Raw genomic sequence first — 23,515 nt, forward strand, 5'->3', positions numbered from 1 at the left:
CGCGCTAACCTTTGCTGACCGACGGCATTTGGCTTCATTTCGTGGCATGTACGGTGGGAAATGCAGCGCCATGCTATGCCTCATTTCGTTCTGCCTCATCCTGCTGCTGGAATCTCCGGCAACCGGTCGCTCGAAGACTGTCGAAAAACTTGCCCCGCGAGACACGATCGAACTGCGCGTTTGGCGGTGGACCGCCCTGCGCGACGGCGTTTTGGAGGCGTTGCAGCTCAACAATACTTTCACCATCGACTCAAGCGGCACGCTTGACCTTCCAATGATCGGCAACATTGTCGCCGCAGGTCTGCGTGAGAAGGAGCTGGCAGAGCTGATTTCCGATCGCTTGCAAGCCAGGAGCGGCCGTCAAGAACGGGCGGATACAACCGTCAAACGCATTCAAGATCCGTCCTCGGACATAACCAGTTCGGTGGAACACCCGGGCAAACAAAAAGCGTCCGAAGCGCTGGCGGACGCGGCCGACGAGAGCCCCTCGGCCGGGGCTTCGGAACGCACCAGTGTCGAGAAGGGCCAGGTCGAGGCGCAACCGAGCGTGCGCGGTTCCGACATGACTTCGGAGCCTGCAGCGGAGCAACAGCAAGCTCTGGAAGGGGAACGGTTGAAGATGAATGCATTGCTGAACGAGCTGTCGGCCGCTCGTTTGGAGATTGCGGCAGCTCGCCGGGAAGCCCTTGCGGCTCGCCAGACTGCTCGCAACGGTACCGTCCGATACAATCAGAACCTTTCGACGGAGCGTCAACGGGCTGCCGCCTTGATACAGGAACTCGATGCGGTGCGGGCCGACCGTGGCGCACTGGAGCAGAAGCTCTTTGCGGTGCGGACCGACCGCGGCTTGCTGGAACAGAAGCTCTTTGCAGCGCTCAGGGAAGTCGACGCGCTCAAGAAGAGCGTGCAGCCGGCTGGCGGCGACCATGAGGCGGTTTTGGGCCGCGAATTGGCGGCGGCGCGAGCGGAACTGGGCGCGATGCAGCGCGGCGCACGCGACGCCAGCGCGCAGGCACGTGCGGTAGCCGACATGATGGCTGGACAAGGACAAGCCCTAAAAGAGCAGCGGCGAAGAGTCGAAGGTCTCGCGCTCGATCTGGAAGTCGCGCACCGCGAAACCAAAGGCTTAAAGGCCAAAGCCATTCTCGCGGATCACGAGAAGGCCGCCATGCTTGAAGCGCGTCGTTCCATGGAGGCCTCTCTGGCTGAGGCGCGGCGAGCACTTGATGAGGAGCGGCACAAGGCTGAGCGCTTCGAACGCGAACTCAGCGCGGCGCGCCAGACTATCGACGCTCTTAAGACAAGCGCAAATCTGGCTGCGGTCGCGCGGACCAACGCCATCAAGGACCGACAGGTGGCCGAGGCGGCTCTAAAGCGAGCTGGCGACGCACTCGAACTAGAACGCGAACGGGCAGATTCAGCCGCACGTGATCTCGACAGTGCTCGCCAAGAACGCGACGCGGCAAAGCGGCAAGCTGGCCGCGTCTCGATGGAACTGAGCGCGGCGTTGGAGCAAGAGCGCAACAATGCCATGGGTCTGGCCCGCGACCTCAGCGCCGCGCGTAAGGCAATAGACATCGTCAAGGCCCAGGGTGAGCGTCGCACTGAGCGCATGAAGCGCGCTCCGCAAGCACCTGCCACTGCAACTTCTCGTGCAGATGTGTCTGCACGCTCGGCGGCACGACCAGCCCGTCAACCCTTGCGGGAAAACCACAAAGTGAAGGTCAAAAGGCCATCGCGATCTGTTCTAGTGGCGACCATCACGCTTCCCGACGCATTGCTCCCGACGCGACCGCCGAAGCTCGACTCTCGCTAGTGAAGGCTGATCGCGGACGGAATTTCCGTGAGCCGAAATACATGCCGCAGGAGGAGTGGTAATGAATAAATACGTCGCAGCCGCATTGACAATTGCGATGGCAATTGGCCCTGCCTCGGCTCTTGATGCGGGGCTTGGCGGTAAAGTTGGTGGTGTCGGTGTCAGTGCTGGTGCGAGCGTCGGCTCTAGCGGCGCCTCTGTGACGGGTGGTGCGAGCGTCGACGGAGTAGGGGGAGCAAGCCTTGGCGGATCGGTCAGCGCGGGCGGCGGATCACTCGGCGCCGGACTTGGCGTTAGCGGCAGCCTCGGCGACGCCAGCGGGGGCCTATCTGCAGGTGTCGGTGTGGGCGACCATTCGTCCGGATTGGGCACCGCTCCAGGAAGTACGCCAGGCGACCCGTCCGTAGGTTCTGCCGGCATCACGCCGGCCATTGCCAAGGCCAAGGCCGCGAGACAATTCGTCGTCCTGCCACGCGCCCTCAGGCCTTCCGAAACTGGTCGCGACGTGTTGGCGCCGATTACCAAAGGCTATCCGTTGGGATTTCTGGCGCCAATGAAAGCGAAACCCGGTATCCCACCCGCTGTGGTGCTCGCCTGCCGCACGGCGATCGCGTCGGCTGCGACGCCCCTTGGTGCCGTACGTGTTCACGCGGTAAGCGCAGGTCCGCTGCGCCAGCAACGTCGGGGCGCACTCACGGCGCGGATCGAGGTGCGCATACACTACGCAAGACAGGGCGGCATCGAGGTTCGGCAGGCGCGAGTAGGCTGTCGCCTCGATGCGGCGGGCAGGGTCACCGCGGTGACATAGGACGCGCCGGTCACGCAAAGGCCAGCACGAGAAATACAGTCAGGATTGGCCATCGTTGCATGAGATTGCCCCTCCTCGATGCCGGGCCACCGCATTGTTGAGGATGCAAACCAATCAAATGAAAAGCCGCCCGGGGCGGGCGGCTCAAAATACTTCCATGATTTTCAGTTGCTTCCGCCTCAGGTGATACGCTGGATGCTCGCCGCGATCTCTTCCGGCTCGAAGACCCGCTTCCAGTCGTCGCGCATCAGCACCGGCTTGCCGAACTCGATGGCCTTGTTGCAGGCATCGGAGAACACGCCCTTGGTCTCGCCGAAGATGACGGCGCCCAGCACGTTCATGTGGCCAAGCAGGAAATCGAGCGCCGCCTGCTGATCGACCCCGCGCGCGACGACCTCGTCGACCGCCTCCTTCATGACGACGAGCAGCGATGCGCAGACAGTCTCCGAAAGGCCCGGTTCGAGCAACGCCATCTGCTCGACCGTGACGCGATGCGACCGCATGACCGGAGCCCAGATGATCTTGGCGATCGCTTCGCCCTTGGTGAAATCTTCCTCCGGCCCTTGCATCAGCGCGCTGACCATATGCTGCTTGGCCTTGACGCCGCCGAAATAGTCCTTCTTCGCCGCCATGTCGGTCTCGTCGTTGAAGATCGGCGGATGGCAGGGATGCGTGACGAAATAGGTCAGGTCCGGCCGCTTCGGCAAATGGCCGGCGAAAGGCGCCGCGGCGTCGAGAACGACCACCATGGTACCGGAAGCAAGCTTGCCCTCGATGCTGGCCGCCACCTTGCCGATATGCGTGTCGGGAACCGCCAGGATCACCACTTCAGCGCCATTCAGGGCTTCATCGGCGCTGACCGCGTCGATGCCCAGCCCCGTCTTCAGCCGCTCGCGGCCGGCGTCGCTGACCTCGACATGGCGTATCGTGTAGGGGGAGCCGCGAAAATTGGTCGACAGCCGGTAACCCATTTTTCCGCCGGCACCAAACAGCGCAATCGTTGTCATCTAGGTGTCACTCCTGATCTCGAACGGCGGCCTTGCCGATCGTCACCTTAGCAACTGGTATAATCACACTACCATGGCTTGGCAATCCGAATTGGGATGGGACCAGTTCAAGAGGCGAATTCCATTGGCGCGGTCGCGAGGCTGGCTGCGCTTTGCTGGTAGCGTCCTTGTCGGATCATGAGGGTGGATCGACGTCGGAATGCCGAGTCTGGTAGACGCAACTCTTCCGCATTGCCCGCGAGGGCGGGTCTTTCCGGGAACCGGTCCGTTGCCACCGTTTCAGCAGTATCCGTGGAAGCCGGATCAGCCGCGTCCGGGAAACATCGCCTTCAGTCCGTCGCGCGACGCCTTGGCGACGCCGCGTTCCGTGATCAATCCGGTGACCAGCCGCGCCGGCGTCACGTCGAAGGCGGGATTTGCCGCGGGCGTCGTCTCCGGCGAGATGCGGACCTGCGCAATCTCGCCATTCGCGGTCTTGCCCCAGACCAGCGAGACCTCGTCGCTGGAGCGCTGTTCGATCGGGATTTCGGCCAGACCGTCACCCACCGTCCAGTCGATGGTCGGCGAGGGCAGCGCGACATAGAACGGCACGTCGTTGTCGGCAGCGGCCAGCGCCTTCAGATAGGTGCCGATCTTGTTGCAGACGTCGCCGTCGGCGGTGGTGCGGTCGGTGCCGACGATGACCATGTCGATCTGGCCGCGCTGCATCAGATGGCCGCCGGCATTGTCGACGATCAGCGTATGCGGCACGCCGTGGCCGGCCATCTCCCATGCGGTCAACTGGGCGCCCTGGTTGCGCGGGCGGGTTTCGTCGACATAGACGTGAACGGGAATGCCGGCTTCAGCGGCCAGGTAGATCGGCGCGGTGGCGGTGCCGTAGTCTACGGTGGCCAGCCAGCCGGCGTTGCAGTGGGTCAGGATGTTGACCGGCTCCCCGGGCTGCTTGCGCGCCGCGATCCCCCTGATGATTTCAAGCCCGTTGACGCCGATGGCGCGGTTGAGGCCGACATCCTCATCGGCGATTTCGCCGGCGCGCCGGTAGGCGGCGTCGGTGCGTTGCCCGGGCGGAAGCGGCCGCAGGACGTTTCGCATCTCGTCGAGCGCCCAGCGCAGGTTGATCGCGGTCGGGCGCGTTTCGTGCAAGATCTCCCAGACGCCGTCGAGCGCTGCATCCGAAGGGTCGTCGGCCATTTGCATGGCGACGCCATAAGCGGCGGTGACGCCGATCAGCGGCGCGCCGCGCACCCACATGTCGCGGATCGCCGTTGCGATGCCGGCAACGGTATCAACCTTTTCCACGCGGAAATCATGCGGCAGCCAGCGCTGGTCGATGATCTCCACGGAACGCCCGTCGTCGTTCAGCCATATGGTGCGATAGTGGCGGTCGCCGACGTTCAAATGCTGCTCTCCCGTTCGATCAGCGTGGCCAGCGTGTTGACCTCGTCGATGCTGTGAATCTGGCGCCGGTTGACGGCGATGTGGCGGCCGAATTTCAACGCCTTTGCCTCACATGTGGCGCGCAGATCCTCGTCGGCAATGGTCTCGAAATCGGCATTGTGCGCGAGGCCAAGGATGCGCCGGTGCGCCTCGACGCCGGCAAAGCCCAGCATGTCGGTCCAGATCGAATGCAGCATGTGGTCGAGCGCCTGTTCGGCGCCAAGCCTGTCGCCCTGATCCTCGAACAGGCTCTTCTGGTAGAGCATGCCGGTGCGCTCGATTCGCCACAGATGCGAGAACTCGGTGCGGAACACCGACCATGTCTCAATCGTCACGTCGAGCAGATAGGCGCGCATGGCGCTACGGTCGCCGCCTTGCTCGTGGCCGCGCTGCGAGAAGAACGCCATCCAGAAATTGGCGAGCAGCATGCCGACGTCGAAGGCGATCGGGCCGTAGAAGGCGAATTCGGGATCGATCATCCGCGTTTCTGAGTCGGTGACCATGATCGAGCCGGAATGCAGGTCGCCATGCAGCAGCGTCTCGGCATTGGCCGCGAAGATGTGCTTCAGACGCTGCGCCTCGACCTTGAGGTCACGGTCGGCGCGCAACTCTGCGACGATGCGATCGAGCTGCGGGCTCGTATGCCGGTTCATCTTGGCGTCGAAATACGGATCGGAGAAAACCAGGTTCTCGGTGATGTCGCAAAGCTCGACATTGTCGGCGAACAGCGCCAGATCGGCCTTGCGGTCCTTGGTCGCCATATGCAGATCGGAGCCGCGGAACAAGGTGCGAGCCATGAACAGGCCGATGTCTCTGGCTATGTTCGGTAGCTGGCGGCCTTCGATCAGCGCGCGCCGCAGGATGATATGCGGCGATAGGTACTCCATGATGATCAGCGCCTGGCCTTCGTCGAAGTGATAGATCGCCGGCACCGAACCGGGAGCCCGTGCCTCCTGCCGTGTCAGCGCGTGATACTCGAAGAAGGAGCGCTTCAGCGGCAGCGGCCAGCTGTCGCCGACCAGGCGGACATAGGGCAGGGCCTGCTTGACGATGGCAGTACCCGTTGCGCCCTCGACGATGAAGACCAGGTTCAGATTGCCGTCGCCGACCTCGCGGACCTTCCAGCGGCTTGTGTCCTTGCCGATACGCGAACACAGCGCCTCGTTGGCGCCGAGGCGTGCCGCCAGGGTCTCGACCGACAGTGCTTCGAACGGCAATTTTCCAGTCATCCTCACCCTCCCGTCTTATACGCTGCCGATCATAGTGGAGCCGTGGCGGTTGGGCCAAGCTAGGAAGCCCTCTGGCAATTGTCAATCGTATTGACAATTGCTGACGTAGCTCATAGCGTCACGGTCAGGGAGGAACGAATGGGCAATGATGCCGTGTTCCGCGTGGACGGCCTGAGGAAATCCTTCGGCCATATCGAGGTGCTGGGCGGCGTCTCGCTCGATTTGCATGCCGGCGAAGTGACCGTGCTGATGGGCGCCAACGGCGCCGGCAAATCCACCCTCGTCAAGATCATCAGCGGCGTCTACGAGCGCGGCGGCGGCACGATGCAGCTTGTCGGCCAAGACTTCGCGCCCCAGGAGTTCTTACCAAACACGCCGGCGGAGGCGATCCGCGCCGGCGTCGTCACCGTCCATCAGAACATCAATGACGGTGTCGTCGCCGATCTCGACGTCGCCACCAATCTGACGCTGGACAGGCTGAGCGGCAGCGGCGCGCCGACGCTGTTCAATCCAGGCCGGGTGCGCCGCGAGGCGAAGGCGGTTGCCGACCGCATGGGGCTGGCCATCGACCTGAAGGCCCGGATCAGCGATCTCTCGTTGGCCGACCGCCAGATGGTGGCGATAGCCCGTGCCATGGCGCACCAGCCGAAAGTGCTGATCCTCGACGAGCCGACCTCCTCTTTGTCCAGCGCCGAGGCCGACCGGCTTTTCGCGCTGCTCGACAGGCTTCGCGAGCATGGCGTCGCAATCCTCTACATCTCGCATCGCATGTCCGACATCAGGCGGCTTGCCGACCGGGTCGTCTCGATGCGCGACGGCGTCATCTCAGGTGTTTTCGACCGCAAGCCGCTCGACTATGAGGGCGCGGTCAACGCCATGCTCGGCCGCAAGATCCACCTCGACCGGATCGTCGCCAGGAATTCGGCCAAGCCTGTCCTGACGGTCGACGGGCTGCGGATTGCAGAAGGCGCCAAGCCGATCTTTTTGACGCTCGGCGACGGCGAGGTCGTCGCCATCACCGGCCTCGTCGGCGTCGGCAAGACCGCGCTCGCCGAGACGCTGTTTGGCGTGCGCAAGCCGCTGTCCGGGACCATGGTGCTGAACGGGAAACCCTATGCACCGGAATCGACGGGCGAGGCGATCGCCGCCGGCGTGTTTCTCGTCGCCAAGGACCGGGCCGATAGCGGGATCGTCGGCGACTTCAACATCCAGGAAAACATCAGCCTGCCGTTCCATAAGCGGATGTCGCGTCTCGGCGTTCTCAAGCGCCGCATCGAGCGCGCCGCCGCCCGCCGGCAGATCCAGGAGCTGGGCATCGTCTGCCGCTCGGAGAAGGACGAAATGTCGGCCCTTTCCGGCGGCAATCAGCAGAAGGTGATGGTGGCCCGCTGGATGTCGCAGGCGGCGAGACTTTTCATTCTGGACGAGCCTTTTCAGGGCGTCGACATTTCCGCCAGGCGCGACATCGCGGCCAAGCTGCGGGCGAGCGCGAACGGGCGTGCGACGCTGCTGTTCGTCACTGAACTGGACGAAGCGCTGGAGACCGCCGACCGCATCCTGGTGATGTCGGAGCAGACGATCGTCGGTGAACATCGCAACGCCGACATCGATCTCGAGCGCTTGCTGGCCGAAGTGGCGGGCGGCCCGCTGCACAGCGCGGCGTGAAGGCGGGGCAGATAATGGGACGTGGAATGGAGAGGGCATGAGTTCGGGTTGGGTAAGGATGGCAGCCGCGCGCGACCATGCCATCCGCTATGGCTTCATCGTCCTGCTGTTCGGGTTGATCGGCTATTTCGCCATCGCCGCCGACGGTTTCGTCTCGCCGCAGAGTGCGGTTTTCATCTTCCAGTCGGTTGCCATCACCGGCGTGCTGGCGCTCGGCGTCACCGCCACCCTGGTCGTCGGCGGCTTCGACCTGTCGATCGGCTCCGTCGCCACCAGCGCCATGATGGCGGCTGCCTATGTCATGGTGGTGCTGGAGCAGAACGCCGTCGTCGCGGTCGTCGCCTGTCTCCTGATCGGCGCCGCTGTCGGCCTCATCAATGGTTGGCTGATCGTCTATATGCGCGTGCCGGACCTCCTGGCGACGCTCGGCATGATGTTCCTGCTCGTCGGCTTGCAGCGCATTCCGACCGAAGGCCGCTCGATCGCCACCGGCATGACGATGCCCGACGGCTCGGTCGCCAACGGCACGTTCGGCGCCGGCTTCCTGGCACTCGGCCGTCACCGCTTCGATTTCTTCATCCCCAATCTCATCCCGGTGTCGGTCGTCGTCCTGCTCGTGCTTGCGGTGCTGATCTGGTTCTTTCTCGAATACACGCGTTTTGGACGCATGATGTATGCGGTCGGCAGCAACGAACGGGCTGCCGAGCTCGCCGGCGCGCCTGTCAAGGCATACAAAATCTGGGCCTACGTTATTTCAGGGGTTTTTGCCTCGATTGGCGGCATTTTGCTCGCTGCCCGGCTTGGACGCGGCGACATCGCCTCGGGTAATAATCTCCTGCTCGACGCAGTGGCCGCGGCGCTCATCGGCTACGCCGTCCTCGGCGCCGCCAAGCCGAACGCCTTCGGCACGGCCGTCGGCGCGGTGTTTGTCGGCGTGCTGCTGCAGGGCCTGACGATGATGAACGCGCCCTACTACACGCAGGATTTCATCAAGGGCGTGGTGCTGGTGGTTGCCCTCGTCTTTACCTTCGCCCTTTCCGGCAGGGGCAAGAGGTAGGATTTCGACAGATAGGATTTCGACCGGCTGAAATTTGAGTTCAACAAGTGGAGGAAACAATATGAAGATCACAAGAAGACTATTGGGGAAGGCGGCGCTCGGGCTTGCTGGCGCCGCGCTGCTGATGCACGTGCCGGCGATGGCGCAGGACAAGCCGGCGCCGTTCGACAAGCCCGGCGCCGTCAAGATCGCGCTGGTCCGCTATCTCTCGACCGGCGATTTCTTCCAGGCCTATCTGTCCGGCGTCGAAGCGCAGGCCAAGGCGCTCGGTGTCGATCTGCGCGTCCTCGACAGCCGTCAGGATGCCGCCCTCCAGGCAGACATGGTCGACCAGGCCATCGCGCTCGGTGTCCAGGGCATCATCATCCAGCACGGCTTGACGGAATCGATGAAGGAGGCCGCCCAGCGCGCGATCGACGCCGGCATCAAGGTCGTCGCCTTCGACGTCAATGTCGAAAACCCCAAGATCCCGCAGATCGAGCAGTCCGACCGCGACCTTGCACGCCTCGCACTCGAACAGGCGATCAAGGACAATGGCGAGAGCTGGAAGGCCGGCTACGTCTATGTCGCCGGCATCGCGCCGCTCGACCGCCGCAACGAGACCTGGGTCGACTTCAAGAAGAAATATGCCGGCATCAACGAGGCTGCGATGTTCGGCACGCTCGACAATCCGATCGCCAATTCCGTCGCCAACCAGGCCCGCTCGGTGCTTTCCGCCAACCCCGACATCAAAGTGATGTTCGCGCCCTATGACGAATTCGCCAAGGGCGTGAAGATCGCCGTCGATGAGGCGGGATTCAACAAGGATATCAAGATCTATTCGGCCGACATCTCGACCTCCGACATCGCAGCGATGCGCGAGCCCGACAGCGCCTGGGCGGCAACCGCCGCCACCAACCCGGCCGTCGTCGGCCAGGTCTCGGTGCGCGCTCTGGCGCAGCTCTTGGCCGGCGAAGACCCCGGCCACAACGTCATCGTGCCGCCGACACTGATCACCCAGAAGGACCTGATCGACAAGGACATCAAGAACATGGAAGACCTCTCGGCCAAGCTGCCGCAGTTCGCCCATGCCGATGTCGCGATGCCGGCCTGGATGCCGAACCCGAACGCCAAATAGCGTTCCATCGCAGGTACAAGAAAAGAGCGGCTTCGGGCCGCTCTTTTTGCGTCTGGACTGTTCTTGAGCCTACCTCAACGCCGCCGCGATGTTGCCGCCATCCACCGTCGTCACATCGGCGGTGGTCCGCTCGGCCAGCGCCTGATGCAGGAAGGCCTGGGCCACGTCCTCTGACGTGACTTCCTGCCCGAGCAGGTTGCCCGACATGTATTCCTTCTCCGATACGCCGCGCGCGCCCGAACGGCTGGCGATCATGGCGTCGGTCAACAGCCCGGAACGGATGCGGTCGGCGTTGACGGCGTTCGAACGGATGCCATGGGCGCCGTAGTCGAGGGCATATTGCCTGGACAGGAACAGCGTCGCCGCTTTCGGGATGCCATAGGCGCCGAACTTCGGCCCCGGATTGATCGCCTGCTTGGAGGTGTTGAACAGAAGCACGCCGCCGGTGCCCTGTTCGAGCATGATGCGCACCGCGTTCTGCGCCGCCGACTGGTGGGCGAAGAAATTGAGCTCGAAGCTCTTGCGCAAGGTGGCGTCGTCGAGCTCGCCGATCCGGCCTTCCCAGGCCGCACCGGCATTCGAGACGAGGATGTCGAGGCCGCCGTAGACAGCGACCGCCTTGTCGAACGCAGCGCGCATCTCACCCGGATCGGTGATGTCGGCACCGATGCCGATCGAACCGTTGCCGGCCTTTTTTGCCGCCTCGGCAGCCCTTGACGCGTCGAGATCGACGACGACGGCATGGGCGCCATTGTCGGCGAACAGCTTTGCCGTGGCGGCACCGATCGCGCCGGCGCCGCCGGTGACCAGCACCACCTGGCCGGTCAGCGGCTTCGGCTTGTTGGAGGCAAGCTTGGCCTGTTCCAGCGACCAGTATTCGAGCGGGAACAGATCGGCTTTCGACAGCGGGCGGAAATCGCCGACCGCTTCGGCGCCGCGCACCGCCTCGATCCACATTTCGCCGACATCGGAGGCGATCCTTGCATCCTTCAGCGTGCGGCCATGGCCGAACATGCCGAGGCCCGGCACCAGCGTCAGCCGCGGCATCTGGTCGAGCATCGTGCGCTTCACATCGTCGAGCCCGTCATTGCTTTCGAAATAGGCGCGATAGTCCTTGGCGAATTGCTCGACGTGGCTGCGGATGACGGACTTGTAGTCGCCGATCTTGTCCGCATCGGGTGCCGGCAGCGCCATCGGTCCGGTCTTGATGCGGATCGACAGGTCGGGCGTCGATACGCCGCGCCCGGCATAGTCGGCAATTTTTGCCGAATTGATGAAATCGACGATCGTGTCCGACGTACGGAAATCGCTGATCATGCGGTCGAAGCGGCCTTCGCCGCGCGCTACCGCCACCGCGCCGCGCAGCATCGGTGCAATCTCCTCAGGCTTCGCCAGCCTTGCCGGCAAGGCCGCTTTTTCGGTGCGCGGCTTGCCGTGGCTGGCGATGAAATCCTCGGCAAGGTTCACATAATGGATCATCCGGTCATAGGCCTGTTTGGCATTGTCGCCGAAAGTGAAGATGCCATGCTTGTCGAGGATCAGGCCTTCGACCGTAGGGTCGGCATCGAAGACATCGGCCGCCGCCTTCGCCAGGTCGAAGCCCGGCATGATGTAGGGCACGAACCCCATCTTGCTGCCGAAGACCTTCTCGCTCAGCGCCTCGCTGTCGTCCTGGTCGACGATGGCCAGAACGGCGGTCGAGTGCGTGTGGTCGACGAATTTATGCGGCAGGAAGGCGTGCAGCAGCGTCTCGACCGAAGGATTGGGTGAAGACGGGTCGATGAGGTTCACCCGCTGCAGGGCGACCATGTCCTCATCGGAGAGTTTCGTAAGCGACCGCGCCTTCAACAGGGCGCCGAGCTTGACCGCCGGTAGGCCTTGCGGCTCGATGACGCCCATGTCCCAGCCACTGCCCTTGACGCAGAGCACGTCCCATTCGTCGCCGACGAGGTCGACAGCTTTCGTCTTGCAGGATGTGTTGCCGCCGCCATGCAGGACAAGCCGCGGTTCGCCACCCAGAAGCCTGGTCGTATAGACGCGCAGCGCCAGGTCGCGGGCCACACCCTTCTTTGCATAGTCGGCAACCAGCTTCTCCGCTTCGCCGTCATTCCACAGGTTCTTCATGTTCGTTTCGTCCGATTTGCTTTTGTTGTGAAGCAGGAAAGCCACGACGCCTTGATGACAAGGCGCAGCGGCAATTGTGTTCTCTAGGCGATCTTTTCCGCTGCCGGTCCGGCATGGTCGAGCAGCCGTCGCGCCATCCGTGCGCCGACCACGAGATGCGTGCACAGCCCACCCGCGATCGCCGCCACCAGCGGTTCGAACTTGCTGTCCTCCTGCACCACGACAAGGCGCTTTTCGATCTTGCGCAGCGATGACAGCTCCGCCGAAATGATCCGCCGGTTGTAGCTGCAGTCGAGCGCCTTGCCTTGCGCGTCGATGATCTGCCCGGCGATGACGCCGGCAGCGCCGGCACGGCGCAGCACATCCATTTCGCTCGTCGTCAGCGCGCCGCATTTGACGACATGGCTGTCGGCATCGACGGTGCCGACCGAATACAGCGCCAGGTCGCATTGACTGATGCCCGACAACTGCTCGCGGATCACCGGCTCGGCGCGCAGGCCGCGCGCCAGTTCTTCCGTCGTCAGCACCAGCGGCGCATAGAAATTGAGCCCCTTGGCGTTGAGCCGGCGCGCGATTTCCATGGTGCATTGATCGGGCCGGTAGGAGTAAGGGGCTCCGAGATTGCCGCAGAGCTGCACCACGGTAACATCCTGCAGATCGGCATAGGACATGATGTCGGCGATCGTGTAGATGGTCCGCCCCCAGGCGACGCCGATACGGTCGCCCTTCTTGATCAGCTCGAGAAAAACGCTGGCCGCCAGCACCGCGATGTCGATCGAGGGATCGGCGACATGGCCGTTTTCCGGCGCGATCCAGACGGTGTCGAGCTTCAACGCGTCTTCGAGCTTGCGCGCCATGACATCGTCGGTGAAAAGCTGCGTCGAGGTCGAGATGTTGACGATGCCGGTCTCGCGCGCCTTGCGCAGATACATGGCGACCGAGGCTCGGGAAATCTTGAGCTGGCTGGCAACCTGGTCCTGGCGCAGGCCGTGGGCATAGTAGAGCCAGGCGGCCTTGTGAATAAGCTGTTCTGCCGGTCGGATCGCCATGCCATCTCCTTGCTGACATTATTCACGGCTCTCGACAAAAGTCAAACCAGCAAAGGCAAGCCATGCCCTTTCGCTCGCTGAATCCAGATCATCACTGTGCCAAATGCGCTCTATCGTGGCATCGTTGGTGGTGACGGGCCGAGAGCCAGAGGGTAGAAGTTGTCGATCAGACATTACAGCGCCGCGCGTCCTTTTGGACGCGCAAAGGATGCTGTAACACTTAGATCTTGCGCATGATCCTTCTGAAAATCGATTCCGATTTTCAGGGTCATGCGCCAGGGGAGGGACGGGATGGGCAATCCCTACGAACATGATCTCGACAGGAACGCGGCCAACCACCAGCCGCTGACGCCGCTCACCTATCTGGAGCGGGCGGCAAAGACCTTTCCCGACCATGTCGCCATCATCCATGGCCGCCAGCGCACGACCTATCGCGATTTCTGGCGGCGGTCGCTGAAGCTCGCCTCGGCGCTGCAAAAACGCGGCATCGGCAAGGGCGACACCGTCACCGTCATGCTGTCCAACACGCCGCCGATGCTGGAAGCGCATTTCGGCGTGCCGATGACCAAGGCGGTGCTGCATTCGCTCAACACTCGCCTTGATGCCACGCTCATCGCCTTCCAGCTCGACCATGCCGAAACCAAGGTGCTTGTCGTCGATCGCGAATTCGCAAATGTCGTCAGCGAGGCGATGGCGCTGGCCAAGGTGAAGCCGCTGGTCATCGACTATGACGATCCCGAATATGCCACCGATGCTCCCTATCCCAAGGGCGAGCGGATCGGCACGCTCGACTACGAGGACTTTGTCGCGGGCGGCGACGAGGATTTCGCCTGGTCGATGCCCGACGACGAATGGGACGCCATCTCGCTCAACTATACGTCCGGCACGACAGGTAACCCCAAGGGCGTCGTCTATCACCATCGCGGTGCGGCGCTGATGGCCTACGCCAACACCATCCATGCCGGCATGGGCAAGCACGCGGTCTATCTTTGGACGCTGCCGATGTTCCACTGCAACGGCTGGTGCTTTCCCTGGACGCTGGCCGTGCAGGCCGGCACCCATGTCTGCCTGCGCTGGGTCCGGCCGAAGCCGATCTACGACGCCATCGCCGATCACGGCGTCACCCATCTGTGCGGCGCGCCGGTGGTGATGTCGGTGCTGATCAATGCCAGGGACGAGGACAAGCGGCAATTTCCACAGACGGTCACCTTCAACACGGCCGCGGCGCCGCCGCCGGAAGCCGTGCTGTCGGGCATGGCCGATGCGGGGTTTGCCGTCACCCACCTCTACGGCCTGACAGAGACCTATGGCCCGGCGGTGGTCAACGAATGGCATGGCGACTGGGATGGGCTCGAAAAGGGTTCGAGGGCGGCGAGGAAGGCCAGGCAGGGCGTGCGCTATGCCGCGCTCGAAGACCTGACGGTGATGGACCCCGAGACGATGCAGGAGACACCGGCCGACGGCGAGACGCTCGGCGAGGTCATGTTCCGCGGCAACATCGTCATGAAGGGCTATCTGAAGAACCGCAAGGCGAGCGACGAGGCCTTCGCCGGCGGCTGGTTCCACTCGGGCGACCTCGGCGTCATGCATGCCGACGGCTACATCCAGCTCAAGGACCGCTCCAAGGACATCATCATTTCCGGCGGCGAGAACATCTCCTCGATCGAGGTCGAGGAAGCGCTCTACAAGCATCCGGCCGTCGCCTCCTGCGGCGTCGTCGCCAGGCCCGACGACAAATGGGGCGAAGTACCGGTCGCCTATGTCGAACTGAAGCCGGGCAAGACGGCGACCGAGACCGAGATCATAGACCACTGCCGCGCGCTGCTCGCCCGCTTCAAGGTGCCGAAGGCGGTGATCTTCGCCGAGATCCCGAAGACCTCGACTGGCAAGATCCAGAAGTTCAGGCTGAGGGAGACGGCGAAGGAAGCCTAGCCCAGGCGGAATCCTCGCGCGAGAAGGTGCCGTCCCTTGCGTTTGGACTTGTCGACTGCGGAGCCGTAGCCGGTGTCTGCAATCAGCCGCTCGGGCCAGGGGCCGAATTCGTCGTGCGCCCGTTCGATCTCGCGACTACGGGAAGTTGAACGCTTCACCCCGAGCCGACAGTCCAAGAACATGCCTCGCAGCAGCCGGATCGGCTGAACGGAGCAAAAAAGATCACTCAGTGTCGGATCGAGCGCCTCCCGGTCGTCCTCGATACAGAACCAACTCGACGGAAGAATATCTAGCGGGAGGAGAATTCTAATGGAGAACATGGAGCGCGACGCCGAGGCACACATCCAGGCGCTAATCGAGCGTTGGGCGAACGCCGTGCAGCAGCAAGACCTGGAGAAAATCGTTGCGGATCATGCGACGGACCTTCTGATGTTCGATGTTCCACCTCCGAACGAGCTCACTGGAATTGAGGCCTACCGGGATAGCTGGGGTCCGTTCTTCGAGCACTTCAAGCAGGGCGGCGTTTTCGCGATCGAGCGGCTAGATGTCACGGCGGGCGACCGCGTTGCTTTTGCAACCGCATTGCTGCGGTGCGGCACCAGGGAAGAGCTTGAAAAGGACCCGGCAACCCGACTACGGCTTACGGTCGGACTACGCAAGGAAGGTGACCTTTGGATTATCGCTCACGAGCATCACTCGTACCCGTACAAAGCCGGACTGAGCAGCGCATCGGGGTGATCGAGCGACCGTGACAGCGGCGGCGATTGGCCAGTCGCCAGGGGACAAGGGATAGATCGGCGCAATTTACGACGCGGGTGGTGCAATTGGCGGTTGGAGGAGGAACTCATGCCGGTTCTCAAAACATCAGAGCCTGAAGGTCAAGACGAGACCCTTCCTCGGCCATGGGCGCGAAACGCCGCCGCGGTCAGGAAAGCCGGGCGGATCGTCGCCGTGACCGGGGTCATACTGCCGCTTCTCATGATCGGCGGCATGAAGTTCACCTCTGTTGAGATCGAGGCGTTGAGGCCGCTGATCGGCGGTACGCCTTGGCTCGCCTGGATGTATCCGGTATTTGGTGAAGCCGGTGCCTCTTATGTGCTTGGCGTCTTCGAGATCGCGACCGCGCTTCTCCTGATTGCCGGCCCCTGGTCGGTGCGCGCCGGTGTGGCCGGCGGGGCATTGGCCGCCCTGATTTTCCTGGTCACCTGTTCGACCATGGTTGCCCTGCCGATCTGGGAGCCAACGCTGGGCTTTCCTGCGCTCGGTCCCGCCGGTCAGTTCCTGATCAAGGACATTGCGCTGCTCGGCATCGCGCTTGTCGTACTGGGCGAAAGCCTGAACAGGTTAAACAAATCGGCTGCCTAAGCGAATCCAGTCGAAGGCGAGCGGCAGACCACGTCATCCGCATAGCCGCGCCAAATGGCGGGGCTCCACCTACCGCGACCTTGTGGGACGGGCACAGGTTCGCTGCCTGCGCGGCCACCGGATCTGCAACCTTTGACTAATTTTAGATCGAAAACGCGCCGCTCGCCACCACAATGCCGCGCCCGGAAACGCTCACCGAGCCGGCATCTACATCTACCTCAATGATGCTGGTACGTCCGAGAGCCGTGCCTTGCTCGACCTTGATTACGCCGGGCTGTGCAAGACCATGTGCAACGAGATGCGCGGCGAGCGGACCGGCCGCCGTGCCGGTTGCCGGATCCTCGGAAATGCCGACGGTCGGATTGAAAAAGCGCGCATACGCTATGGTTCCGGGCTGTAGTGGATCGAGCGAGAAGACGTAGCAGCCTTCCCCGCCGACCTCGTTGAGCAGGTCGAAAAGCTGTTTGGCATCAGGCGAAATCCGGTTGACTGCTTCGCGATCGCGGATTGGCACCAGGAGATGGGCAGCACCAGTCGAGACCACCTGGCAAGGCACGACGTCCGCCGCTATTTCTTCGGCATCAAGGCCGAGTGCCTTGGCAAGAGCGCCAAGATTTGAGAGCTGCCGGCCGGCCACTGGGGCCTCTTGCTGCATAATGATCTTTTCCAGTCGCCCTTGGCTTCGCCAGATGGCCAATGGATATACCAGGTCGCCGATCTGTTGGTGAAACCATGTTGGGCCATCGCGCAGATCGAGCCGCCCTGCTGCAGCGAGCCACCACCAAGCCCCTAACGTGTTGTGGCCGCCCGCACCGAAAACCTCTACGCCTTTCGGCGTGAAAGAGCGCAACTTCCAGTCGGCGTCAGCCCGGGTCGCCGGTAGGACAAAGGTGGTCTCGGACTGGTTGAACTCACGTGCAATGTTCTGCATGAGCTCGAGCGCCAACTCGGCACCGCCGTCGACCACCGCAAGTGAATTGCCCGTCAGCGGCTCTACTGCGAAGACATCGATGAAATGAAATGGGATTGTTCTGCTCATGTTTTCTCCGATGACCGCAATTGGGCCCGTTTCAGTCGTTCGGCTGAATGTTGGAAGGTCGCCAATGTCCCGCATCGCAGACAGTTTCTAGCGAAGATGCGAGAGCACGTTGAGCAGCTTGCCGGTCGGGTCGGCGATGAAGAAACGTCTTACGCCCCACGGTTCGTCGGTCAAATCGTAGACCACCCTGCAACCGATCTCGTTTGCGCGAAGATACACCTCATCGACATCGTCGACTTCGATCGAGAGATCGGGCACGGGGGTGCCTGAGCCGCCCTCGCTGGCGATGCTGATCTGCGGGATGGTTGTTTCGCCGGACGCCAGCGTGACGAGCCACCCGTGGTCCATGACGGCATCGAGCCCGAACAGGTCGGAATAGAACCTCCGAACATCCGGGATGCTGTCCGTTGCGATATTCGTGACGATGCGCAGTACGGTCATGCCATGGTCTCCTCTCCCTGGTACTGTCCGCAGCGGAGCGGCTTTGTGCGCCGGTCACGCCAAGTGGTGTCAACAGATGTCACCAGTCGCCCAAAAAGGGCATATCACATGTTGACAGGAGGCTGATTTCGAATTACGAGTGACGAAATTCAAAATTCGTCACTCGTAATGAGTTGCTGAAACGCCATGCATGATACCCTCGATACGGTGGTCGACTCGGCCCGGCAGGAGAACGTAGTGCGCATCCTCGATTGCGCCGAGCGCCTGTTCCGCCACTACGGCTACGGCAAGACCAATGTCGCCGACATAGCGCGCGAACTCGGCATGTCGACGGCCAACATCTACCGCTTTTTTGCGTCGAAGGTCGATATCCACCAAGCCGTTTGCGGCCGCATGCTCGCCACCTGCTACCAACTGACCTACGACGCCTGCCATGGTCCCGGAACCGCCAGCGAAAAGCTTCGCCGCTACGTGCGGACGCATCATCAGTGGACCCGCGACACCATGCTCGACCAGGAGAAGGTGCACGAAATGGTCGTCGTTGCCATCGAACGCGATTGGCACGTCATCGAGAAGCATATCGAAAGAATCCGCAGCCTGGTGGCGGAGGTGATCAGCGAGGGCATCGCAACCGGCGAGTTTACCGACCAGGACCCGGAAGTCGCTTCGCGGTGTTTCGGCGCCGCCATCATTACCCTCTGTCACCCGCAGATGGTCGCCCAATGTCTTGCCAAGGAGAACCGGGCGATGCCGGACGAGCTTATCGAGTTTGCGATCAGGGCCTTGAAGAAATGACCGGCGGCGTCCGCCGGGCCTCGATAATTCATTTCCAGTTCGGGAGTACACAAGTGTCTTTGTCCAAATCCATCATGAACACGGCCGTTGGTCCGGCTCTGGTCGTCGTCGCGGCGCTCGGGCTCGCCGGCTGTTCGCAGGAAAAAGTGGAAGTCAAGGACATCATCCGGCCGGTCAAGGTGGTCGAGATCGCCAAGGCGAATGACACCCGTGAGCTCTCCTACTCCGGATCGGTGCGCGCCCGCACCGAGATGAATCTTGGATTCCGCATCAACGGCAAGATCACCGAGCGGCTGGTCGACATCGGCCAACGCGTGAAGCCGGGCGATGTTCTGGCCCGCATCGATCCCGCCGACTACGACCTTTCGGTCAAGAGCGCCGAGGCGGCACTCGAGGCCGCCGAGCGGCAGGTCGAGACAACAGACCTTGCCCGCCGTCGCGCCGAACAGTTGTTTGCCAAGCACTTCGCGTCGAAATCGCAGCTCGAACAGGCGACGCTCAGTTACGATCAGGCCGTCGCCACCCGGAATTCCGCCCGCTCATCGCTTGACCAGGCGAAAAACCAGGTCCTCTACACCGACGTCAAGGCGGACAGGAACGGCATCGTCACATCAGTCACTGCCGACGTCGGTCAGGTGGTCGGCTCTGGCACGCCGGTCGTGACCGTTGCCGTCGATGGCGAAAAGGAAGTGCTGATCGCGGTTCCGGAAATGGATATCGCCCAGTTCAAGCCGGGCAAGGACGTCAAGGCAGGGTTCTGGTCCGACGATGCGCTGACGCTCGACGGCAAGGTCCGCGAAGTCGCCGGCAGCGCCGATCAGCAGTCGCGCACCTTCGCCGTTCGCGTCAGCCTGCCCAACGATCCGCGCGTGCTTCTCGGCATGACCGCGACCATTGAAGCTTCGGCGGCCAACAACAGTCCGCAAAGCGTATCGATCCCGTTGAGCGCGCTGGCGCAAAAGGATGGCCAGCAGATCGTCTGGACCGTGGACCGCAACGGCGAGACCGTCCATGCGCGTCCGATCAAGGTCGCCGAGTTCACCGCCGACGGCGTGCATGTTGCCGAAGGACTGAAATCCGGCGACGTCGTCGTTGCCGCCGGCACGCAATTCATGACCGAAAACCTGAAGGTCAAGCTGACCGGCGATGCGGTGCAGTCCGCATCGGCGAACGATGATGGCGACGCCGCCAAGCGCATGCGCTGACGGCCAAGCGAATAAAACCGGCTTTTCATCGCATCGGCGCAAGCCGCGAGGTCAAGCAGGTCATGGTTTCCGGGCGGCAGGTGCCCGATTGTCGAGACGCCAGGTCGATGCAACCCCCGCCATCGATCCTAGCGTCCCACCGCGATGAGTGTCTCTCCGCTCGGAAAGCCTCGCCGCCCGGAAGCCAGCATCGGAAGTTCCGTGGGCATGCGACGCGCGTGCGCTGACGATCAGAAAAATGGACTGGCGCTATGACCACCGACACCAATGAAAAGCGGCCCTTCAATCTTTCGCGCTGGGCAATCGGGCACCCGAGCATTGCGCGGTTCCTGTTCGGCCTGATCATCGTGGCCGGTGCGCTCGGCCTGATGCGCATGGGCCAGAAGGAAGACCCGGATTTCACCTTCCGCGTCATGGTCGTCCAGGCGGTCTGGCCGGGTGCCTCGATCCAGGAGATGGAGGACCAGGTCGTCAACAAGATCGAGCGCAAGCTGCAGGAAACGCCGCATCTCGATTTCGTCCGTTCCTACACGCGCGCCGGCAGCGCCATCATCACCTTGCAGGTGAAAGGCGACACCAACTCCGAGCAGGTCGCGGAGGCCTTCTACCAGGTGCGCAAGAAGGTCGGCGATATCTCGAACGAGCTGCCGCAGGGGCTGCTCGGGCCCTATTTCAACGATGAGTTCGGCGACACTTTCATCACCTTGCATTCAATCAGCGGCGACGGCTACAGCTATCCCGAGCTGAAGAAATTCGCCATCCAGGCGCGCGACATGCTGCTGACGACGCCCGGCGTCGAGAAGGCCGTGATCATCGGCGACCAGCCGGAAAAGATCTATATCGACGTTTCGTCCAAAGCGCTTGCCCAGCGCGGCCTGACGCTCACCGATCTGCAGAACGCGATCAGGGGTCAGAACAATGTCGATCCGGCGGGCTCGGTCGATACTGGCCAGCGTTCGGTGCGCATCTCGGTCGATGGCGACGTGACCAAAGCGGCCGACATCCGCGAACTTCGCCTGCGCGCCGGCAACCAGGTGACGCGCCTCGGCGACATCGCCACCGTGATCTCCGGCCTCGAGGATCCCTATCAGCGCAAATACCGTTTCAACGGCCACGACAGCGTCCAGGTCGGTGTCGTCATGGCCAAGGGCTTCAACGTCACCGATGTCGGCAAGGACGTCGAGGCGACCTATCACCGCTTCGAAGAGGCGCTGCCTTACGGTGTTTCGGTCGATCAGATTTCCGACCAGCCGGAAGTCGTCAGGGAAGCGGTGGGCGAGTTCATGACGGCGCTTGGCGAAGCGTTGCTGATCGTGCTTGTCGTGTCGTTCCTGACGATCGGCTGGCGTTCGGGCCTGGTGATCGCGATCACCATTCCGCTCGTTCTGGCCGCCACCTTCGCCATCATGTACGAGATCGGCATCGATCTGCAGCGCATCTCGCTCGGCGCGCTGATCATTGCGCTCGGCCTGCTCGTCGACGACGCGATGATCGTCGTCGAAATGATGGAGCGCAAGCTCGAGGAGGGACTGGTCAAGATCGAGGCGGCGAGCTTCGCTTATACCTCGACGGCCTTCCCGATGCTGACCGGCACGCTGATCACCACCGCCGGCTTCATTCCGGTCGGCTTCGCGGCCTCGACGGCCGGTGAATATGTGCGCACGCTGTTTTATGTCGTTGGCATCGCGCTGGTCGTCTCCTGGTTCGTGGCGGTCTATTTCACCCCATGGCTCGGCCACATGATCCTCAAGCAGCGAAAACATGCCGGCAGCCATCACGATGTCTTCGACACGCGCTTCTACCGCCGGCTTCGCGCCACCGTCGGCTGGTCCGTACGCCACCGCATCATCGTGCTGGTGATGACGCTGGTGACCTTCGCAACCAGCCTGTGGGCGTTCCAGTTCATCCCGCAGAGCTTCTTCCCGCAGTCGTCTCGTCCGGAAATCCTCGTTGACCTCTGGCTGCCGGAAGGCACCAGCATCAAGGAAGTCGAGGCGCAGGCCAAGGCGCTCGAAACCAGGATGATGGACGATCACGACAAGCGCTTCATCGCCACCTATATCGGCGAGGGCGCGCCGCGCTTCTTCCTGCCGCTCGACCAGCAGCTTAGCAATCCGAACTTCGCCCAGCTTCTGGTGATGGCCAATGACGAACCGGCCCGCGAGCGGCTGATTGTCAAGCTGCGCACCATTCTGGCCGAGGATTTCCCGTCGATCCGCGCCAAGGTCGACCGCCTGTTCCTCGGTCCGCCCACGGGCTGGCCGGTGCAGATGCGCGTCATGGGCCCGGATCGTCAGGAGGTGCGCCGCATCGCCGACGAGGTGAAGGCGAAGTTCCAGGCAAATCCGCTGCTCGGCGCCGTCCACGACGACTGGCTGGAGCCGGTGCCGGAGATGAAGCTGGTGATCGACCAGGATCGCGCCCGTGCGCTCGGCGTCACTTCGCAGCGCATCCGCCAGATGCTGCAGGCGACGATGTCGGGAGCGCCGCTCGACGATTTCCGCGACGGCGAGGAGACCGTTTCGATCATCGCCCGCGAACCGGAGGCGAGCCGTCACCTGCTGTCGGCGGTCGACTCCGTCTATATCCCGACGGATTTCGGTGGCTTCGTGCCGCTGTCGCAGGTCGCCAAGGTCGTACCTGTGCTGGAGCAAGGCGTCGAATGGCGGCGCAACCGCCTGCCGACCATCAGCGTGCGCGCCACGCTGCCGGATGGCGTGCAGTCGAACGACGTCGTCATGAAGATGTACAGCGAGATGCAGGGCCTGCGCGACGGTCTGGCACCCGGCTACAACATCGAGATCCAGGGCGGCGCCGAGGATTCGGCCGAAAGCCAGGCTTCTATCGCTGCCAAGGCGCCGATCATGCTGGCCGTCATCGTCGTGCTGCTGATGATCCAGCTGCAGCATTTCGGCAAGGCGATGCTGGTGCTGGCGACCGGTCCGCTCGGCATCATCGGTGCGGCGGCGGCACTTTTGATCAGTGGTGCGCCTTTCGGCTTCGTCGCCATCCTCGGCGTCATCGCGCTGCTCGGCATCATCATGCGTAACTCGATCATCCTGGTCGACCAGATCGACCAGGACATTGCGTCCGGCATGGAGCGTTCCGAGGCGATCATCGGCTCGGCCGTCCGCCGTTTCCGGCCGATCATGCTGACGGCGCTGACGGCGGTCCTGGCGCTGATCCCGATTTCGCGCGGCGTCTTCTGGGGTCCGCTCGCCTATGCCATGATGGGCGGCATCCTGGTCGCCACGGTGCTCACCATCCTTGTCCTTCCGGCAGGCTATGCCCTGTTCTTCGGCAGGGAGCGCAAGAAGGCCGGGGACGCGGAGCAGGCGGCCGAGCCGGAGCTGGCAGAAAACGACGACAGGCCGCGACTGCCGCTGGCCGCCGAATAGAGTTGTTGGCCGAATAGAGTTGTTGGCAGAT

Annotated in this window: 19 protein-coding genes; 11 read left to right on the plus strand and 8 right to left on the minus strand. The window is 62.9% G+C overall.

Annotation, left to right across the window (positions count from 1 at the left end; translation table 11 throughout):
* Positions 1–70: 70 nt before the first annotated feature.
* Positions 71–1,816, plus strand: a complete 1,746-nt coding sequence (locus IQ26_RS03605; RefSeq protein ID WP_162457854.1) for a polysaccharide biosynthesis/export family protein — start codon at positions 71–73, stop codon at positions 1,814–1,816.
* A 61-nt stretch (positions 1,817–1,877) separates the two neighbouring features.
* The gene (locus IQ26_RS03610) at positions 1,878–2,624 is read left to right on the plus strand and encodes a hypothetical protein (RefSeq protein WP_145713628.1); all 747 of its coding nucleotides are present in this window, start codon (positions 1,878–1,880) and stop codon (positions 2,622–2,624) included.
* A 179-nt stretch (positions 2,625–2,803) separates the two neighbouring features.
* On the opposite strand, the gene IQ26_RS03615 is transcribed toward IQ26_RS03610, so the two are convergent.
* The 3 genes from IQ26_RS03615 to mtnK form a co-directional block, all read right to left on the minus strand.
* The gene (locus IQ26_RS03615; RefSeq protein WP_145713631.1) at positions 2,804–3,631 is read right to left on the minus strand and encodes a phosphogluconate dehydrogenase C-terminal domain-containing protein; all 828 of its coding nucleotides are present in this window, start codon (positions 3,629–3,631) and stop codon (positions 2,804–2,806) included.
* Positions 3,632–3,934: 303 nt separating this feature from the next.
* Positions 3,935–5,029, minus strand: coding sequence for an S-methyl-5-thioribose-1-phosphate isomerase (mtnA, locus tag IQ26_RS03620; protein WP_145713634.1), 1,095 nt, complete (start codon positions 5,027–5,029; stop codon positions 3,935–3,937).
* Positions 5,026–6,297 (minus strand): S-methyl-5-thioribose kinase, encoded by a 1,272-nt coding sequence (gene mtnK, locus IQ26_RS03625; protein WP_145713637.1) that lies wholly within the window; start codon positions 6,295–6,297, stop codon positions 5,026–5,028. Before mtnK ends, mtnA begins: the two co-directional genes overlap by 4 nt.
* Positions 6,298–6,435: 138 nt before the next feature.
* On the opposite strand from mtnK, the gene IQ26_RS03630 reads away from it, so the two are divergent.
* The 3 genes from IQ26_RS03630 to IQ26_RS03640 all read left to right on the plus strand — a co-directional run bounded on the left by IQ26_RS03630 (position 6,436) and on the right by IQ26_RS03640 (position 10,136).
* On the plus strand, positions 6,436–7,962 hold the full coding sequence (locus IQ26_RS03630) for a sugar ABC transporter ATP-binding protein (RefSeq protein ID WP_145713640.1): 1,527 nt from the start codon (positions 6,436–6,438) through the stop codon (positions 7,960–7,962).
* Positions 7,963–7,999: 37 nt separating this feature from the next.
* Entirely contained in the window at positions 8,000–9,019 is a 1,020-nt protein-coding gene (locus IQ26_RS03635; RefSeq protein ID WP_240546983.1) for an ABC transporter permease, read from the plus strand.
* Between the two features lie 61 nt (positions 9,020–9,080).
* A complete protein-coding gene (locus tag IQ26_RS03640; protein WP_145713643.1) occupies positions 9,081–10,136 on the plus strand; it encodes a substrate-binding domain-containing protein in 1,056 nt (351 codons plus the stop codon).
* Positions 10,137–10,205: 69 nt separating this feature from the next.
* Here IQ26_RS03640 and IQ26_RS03645 read toward each other — a convergent pair whose 3' ends face one another.
* Positions 10,206–12,260: a bifunctional aldolase/short-chain dehydrogenase gene (locus IQ26_RS03645; protein WP_145713645.1), complete on the minus strand. Its 2,055-nt coding sequence runs from the start codon at positions 12,258–12,260 to the stop codon at positions 10,206–10,208.
* Between the two features lie 83 nt (positions 12,261–12,343).
* Positions 12,344–13,309 carry a sugar-binding transcriptional regulator gene (locus tag IQ26_RS03650; protein ID WP_145713648.1) on the minus strand — a complete coding sequence of 322 codons (966 nt, stop codon included), beginning with the start codon at positions 13,307–13,309 and terminating at the stop codon, positions 12,344–12,346.
* A 291-nt stretch (positions 13,310–13,600) separates the two neighbouring features.
* Here IQ26_RS03650 and IQ26_RS03655 point away from each other — a divergent pair, with 291 nt between their 5' ends.
* Positions 13,601–15,241, plus strand: a complete 1,641-nt coding sequence (locus IQ26_RS03655) for an acyl-CoA synthetase (protein WP_145713652.1) — start codon at positions 13,601–13,603, stop codon at positions 15,239–15,241.
* Here the strand turns inward: IQ26_RS03655 and IQ26_RS03660 are convergent.
* A complete protein-coding gene (locus IQ26_RS03660) occupies positions 15,238–15,561 on the minus strand; it encodes a hypothetical protein (RefSeq protein WP_145713656.1) in 324 nt (107 codons plus the stop codon). The genes IQ26_RS03655 and IQ26_RS03660 overlap by 4 nt on opposite strands.
* Between IQ26_RS03660 and IQ26_RS03665 the strand changes: the two genes are divergently transcribed.
* Together IQ26_RS03665 and IQ26_RS03670 are read left to right on the plus strand one after the other, a co-directional pair.
* Positions 15,551–15,979 (plus strand): YybH family protein, encoded by a 429-nt coding sequence (locus tag IQ26_RS03665; protein WP_208760096.1) that lies wholly within the window; start codon positions 15,551–15,553, stop codon positions 15,977–15,979. The two genes, IQ26_RS03660 and IQ26_RS03665, sit on opposite strands and share 11 nt — an antisense overlap.
* A gap of 108 nt (positions 15,980–16,087) precedes the next feature.
* Positions 16,088–16,606 carry a DUF417 family protein gene (locus IQ26_RS03670; RefSeq protein ID WP_145713659.1) on the plus strand — a complete coding sequence of 173 codons (519 nt, stop codon included), beginning with the start codon at positions 16,088–16,090 and terminating at the stop codon, positions 16,604–16,606.
* 142 nt (positions 16,607–16,748) lie between these two features.
* On the opposite strand, the gene IQ26_RS03675 is transcribed toward IQ26_RS03670, so the two are convergent.
* Both IQ26_RS03675 and IQ26_RS03680 read right to left on the minus strand, forming a co-directional pair.
* Positions 16,749–17,645, minus strand: coding sequence for a PhzF family phenazine biosynthesis protein (locus tag IQ26_RS03675; protein ID WP_145713661.1), 897 nt, complete (start codon positions 17,643–17,645; stop codon positions 16,749–16,751).
* An 87-nt stretch (positions 17,646–17,732) separates the two neighbouring features.
* The gene (locus tag IQ26_RS03680) at positions 17,733–18,086 is read right to left on the minus strand and encodes a VOC family protein (RefSeq protein WP_145713664.1); all 354 of its coding nucleotides are present in this window, start codon (positions 18,084–18,086) and stop codon (positions 17,733–17,735) included.
* A 186-nt stretch (positions 18,087–18,272) separates the two neighbouring features.
* Here IQ26_RS03680 and IQ26_RS03685 point away from each other — a divergent pair, with 186 nt between their 5' ends.
* The 3 genes from IQ26_RS03685 to IQ26_RS03695 all read left to right on the plus strand — a co-directional run bounded on the left by IQ26_RS03685 (position 18,273) and on the right by IQ26_RS03695 (position 23,484).
* A complete protein-coding gene (locus IQ26_RS03685) occupies positions 18,273–18,881 on the plus strand; it encodes a TetR/AcrR family transcriptional regulator (RefSeq protein ID WP_145713667.1) in 609 nt (202 codons plus the stop codon).
* A gap of 74 nt (positions 18,882–18,955) precedes the next feature.
* Positions 18,956–20,086: an efflux RND transporter periplasmic adaptor subunit gene (locus IQ26_RS03690; protein ID WP_145713794.1), complete on the plus strand. Its 1,131-nt coding sequence runs from the start codon at positions 18,956–18,958 to the stop codon at positions 20,084–20,086.
* 251 nt (positions 20,087–20,337) lie between these two features.
* The gene (locus IQ26_RS03695; protein WP_145713670.1) at positions 20,338–23,484 is read left to right on the plus strand and encodes an efflux RND transporter permease subunit; all 3,147 of its coding nucleotides are present in this window, start codon (positions 20,338–20,340) and stop codon (positions 23,482–23,484) included.
* The last annotated feature ends 31 nt before the right edge of the window (positions 23,485–23,515 follow it).

The sequence above is a fragment of the Mesorhizobium tianshanense genome, assembly GCF_007830515.1.
Classification (GTDB): domain Bacteria; phylum Pseudomonadota; class Alphaproteobacteria; order Rhizobiales; family Rhizobiaceae; genus Mesorhizobium; species Mesorhizobium tianshanense.

Excerpts from the sequence above, each read along its gene's own strand:
- mtnK (WP_145713637.1), bottom strand. The coding sequence starts at position 6,297 with ATGACTGGAAAATTGCCGTTCGAAGCACTGTCGGTCGAGACCCTGGCG.
- IQ26_RS03675 (WP_145713661.1), bottom strand. The coding sequence starts at position 17,645 with ATGAGCAGAACAATCCCATTTCATTTCATCGATGTCTTCGCAGTAGAG.
- IQ26_RS03640 (WP_145713643.1), top strand. The coding sequence starts at position 9,081 with ATGAAGATCACAAGAAGACTATTGGGGAAGGCGGCGCTCGGGCTTGCT.
- IQ26_RS03695 (WP_145713670.1), top strand. The coding sequence starts at position 20,338 with ATGACCACCGACACCAATGAAAAGCGGCCCTTCAATCTTTCGCGCTGG.
- IQ26_RS03645 (WP_145713645.1), bottom strand. The coding sequence starts at position 12,260 with ATGAAGAACCTGTGGAATGACGGCGAAGCGGAGAAGCTGGTTGCCGAC.
- IQ26_RS03610 (WP_145713628.1), top strand. The coding sequence starts at position 1,878 with ATGAATAAATACGTCGCAGCCGCATTGACAATTGCGATGGCAATTGGC.
- IQ26_RS03615 (WP_145713631.1), bottom strand. The coding sequence starts at position 3,631 with ATGACAACGATTGCGCTGTTTGGTGCCGGCGGAAAAATGGGTTACCGG.
- IQ26_RS03680 (WP_145713664.1), bottom strand. The coding sequence starts at position 18,086 with ATGACCGTACTGCGCATCGTCACGAATATCGCAACGGACAGCATCCCG.
- IQ26_RS03635 (WP_240546983.1), top strand. The coding sequence starts at position 8,000 with ATGAGTTCGGGTTGGGTAAGGATGGCAGCCGCGCGCGACCATGCCATC.
- IQ26_RS03690 (WP_145713794.1), top strand. The coding sequence starts at position 18,956 with ATGAACACGGCCGTTGGTCCGGCTCTGGTCGTCGTCGCGGCGCTCGGG.
- IQ26_RS03665 (WP_208760096.1), top strand. The coding sequence starts at position 15,551 with ATGGAGAACATGGAGCGCGACGCCGAGGCACACATCCAGGCGCTAATC.
- IQ26_RS03655 (WP_145713652.1), top strand. The coding sequence starts at position 13,601 with ATGGGCAATCCCTACGAACATGATCTCGACAGGAACGCGGCCAACCAC.
- IQ26_RS03660 (WP_145713656.1), bottom strand. The coding sequence starts at position 15,561 with ATGTTCTCCATTAGAATTCTCCTCCCGCTAGATATTCTTCCGTCGAGT.
- IQ26_RS03650 (WP_145713648.1), bottom strand. The coding sequence starts at position 13,309 with ATGGCGATCCGACCGGCAGAACAGCTTATTCACAAGGCCGCCTGGCTC.
- IQ26_RS03685 (WP_145713667.1), top strand. The coding sequence starts at position 18,273 with ATGCATGATACCCTCGATACGGTGGTCGACTCGGCCCGGCAGGAGAAC.
- IQ26_RS03670 (WP_145713659.1), top strand. The coding sequence starts at position 16,088 with ATGCCGGTTCTCAAAACATCAGAGCCTGAAGGTCAAGACGAGACCCTT.
- IQ26_RS03630 (WP_145713640.1), top strand. The coding sequence starts at position 6,436 with ATGGGCAATGATGCCGTGTTCCGCGTGGACGGCCTGAGGAAATCCTTC.
- IQ26_RS03605 (WP_162457854.1), top strand. The coding sequence starts at position 71 with ATGCTATGCCTCATTTCGTTCTGCCTCATCCTGCTGCTGGAATCTCCG.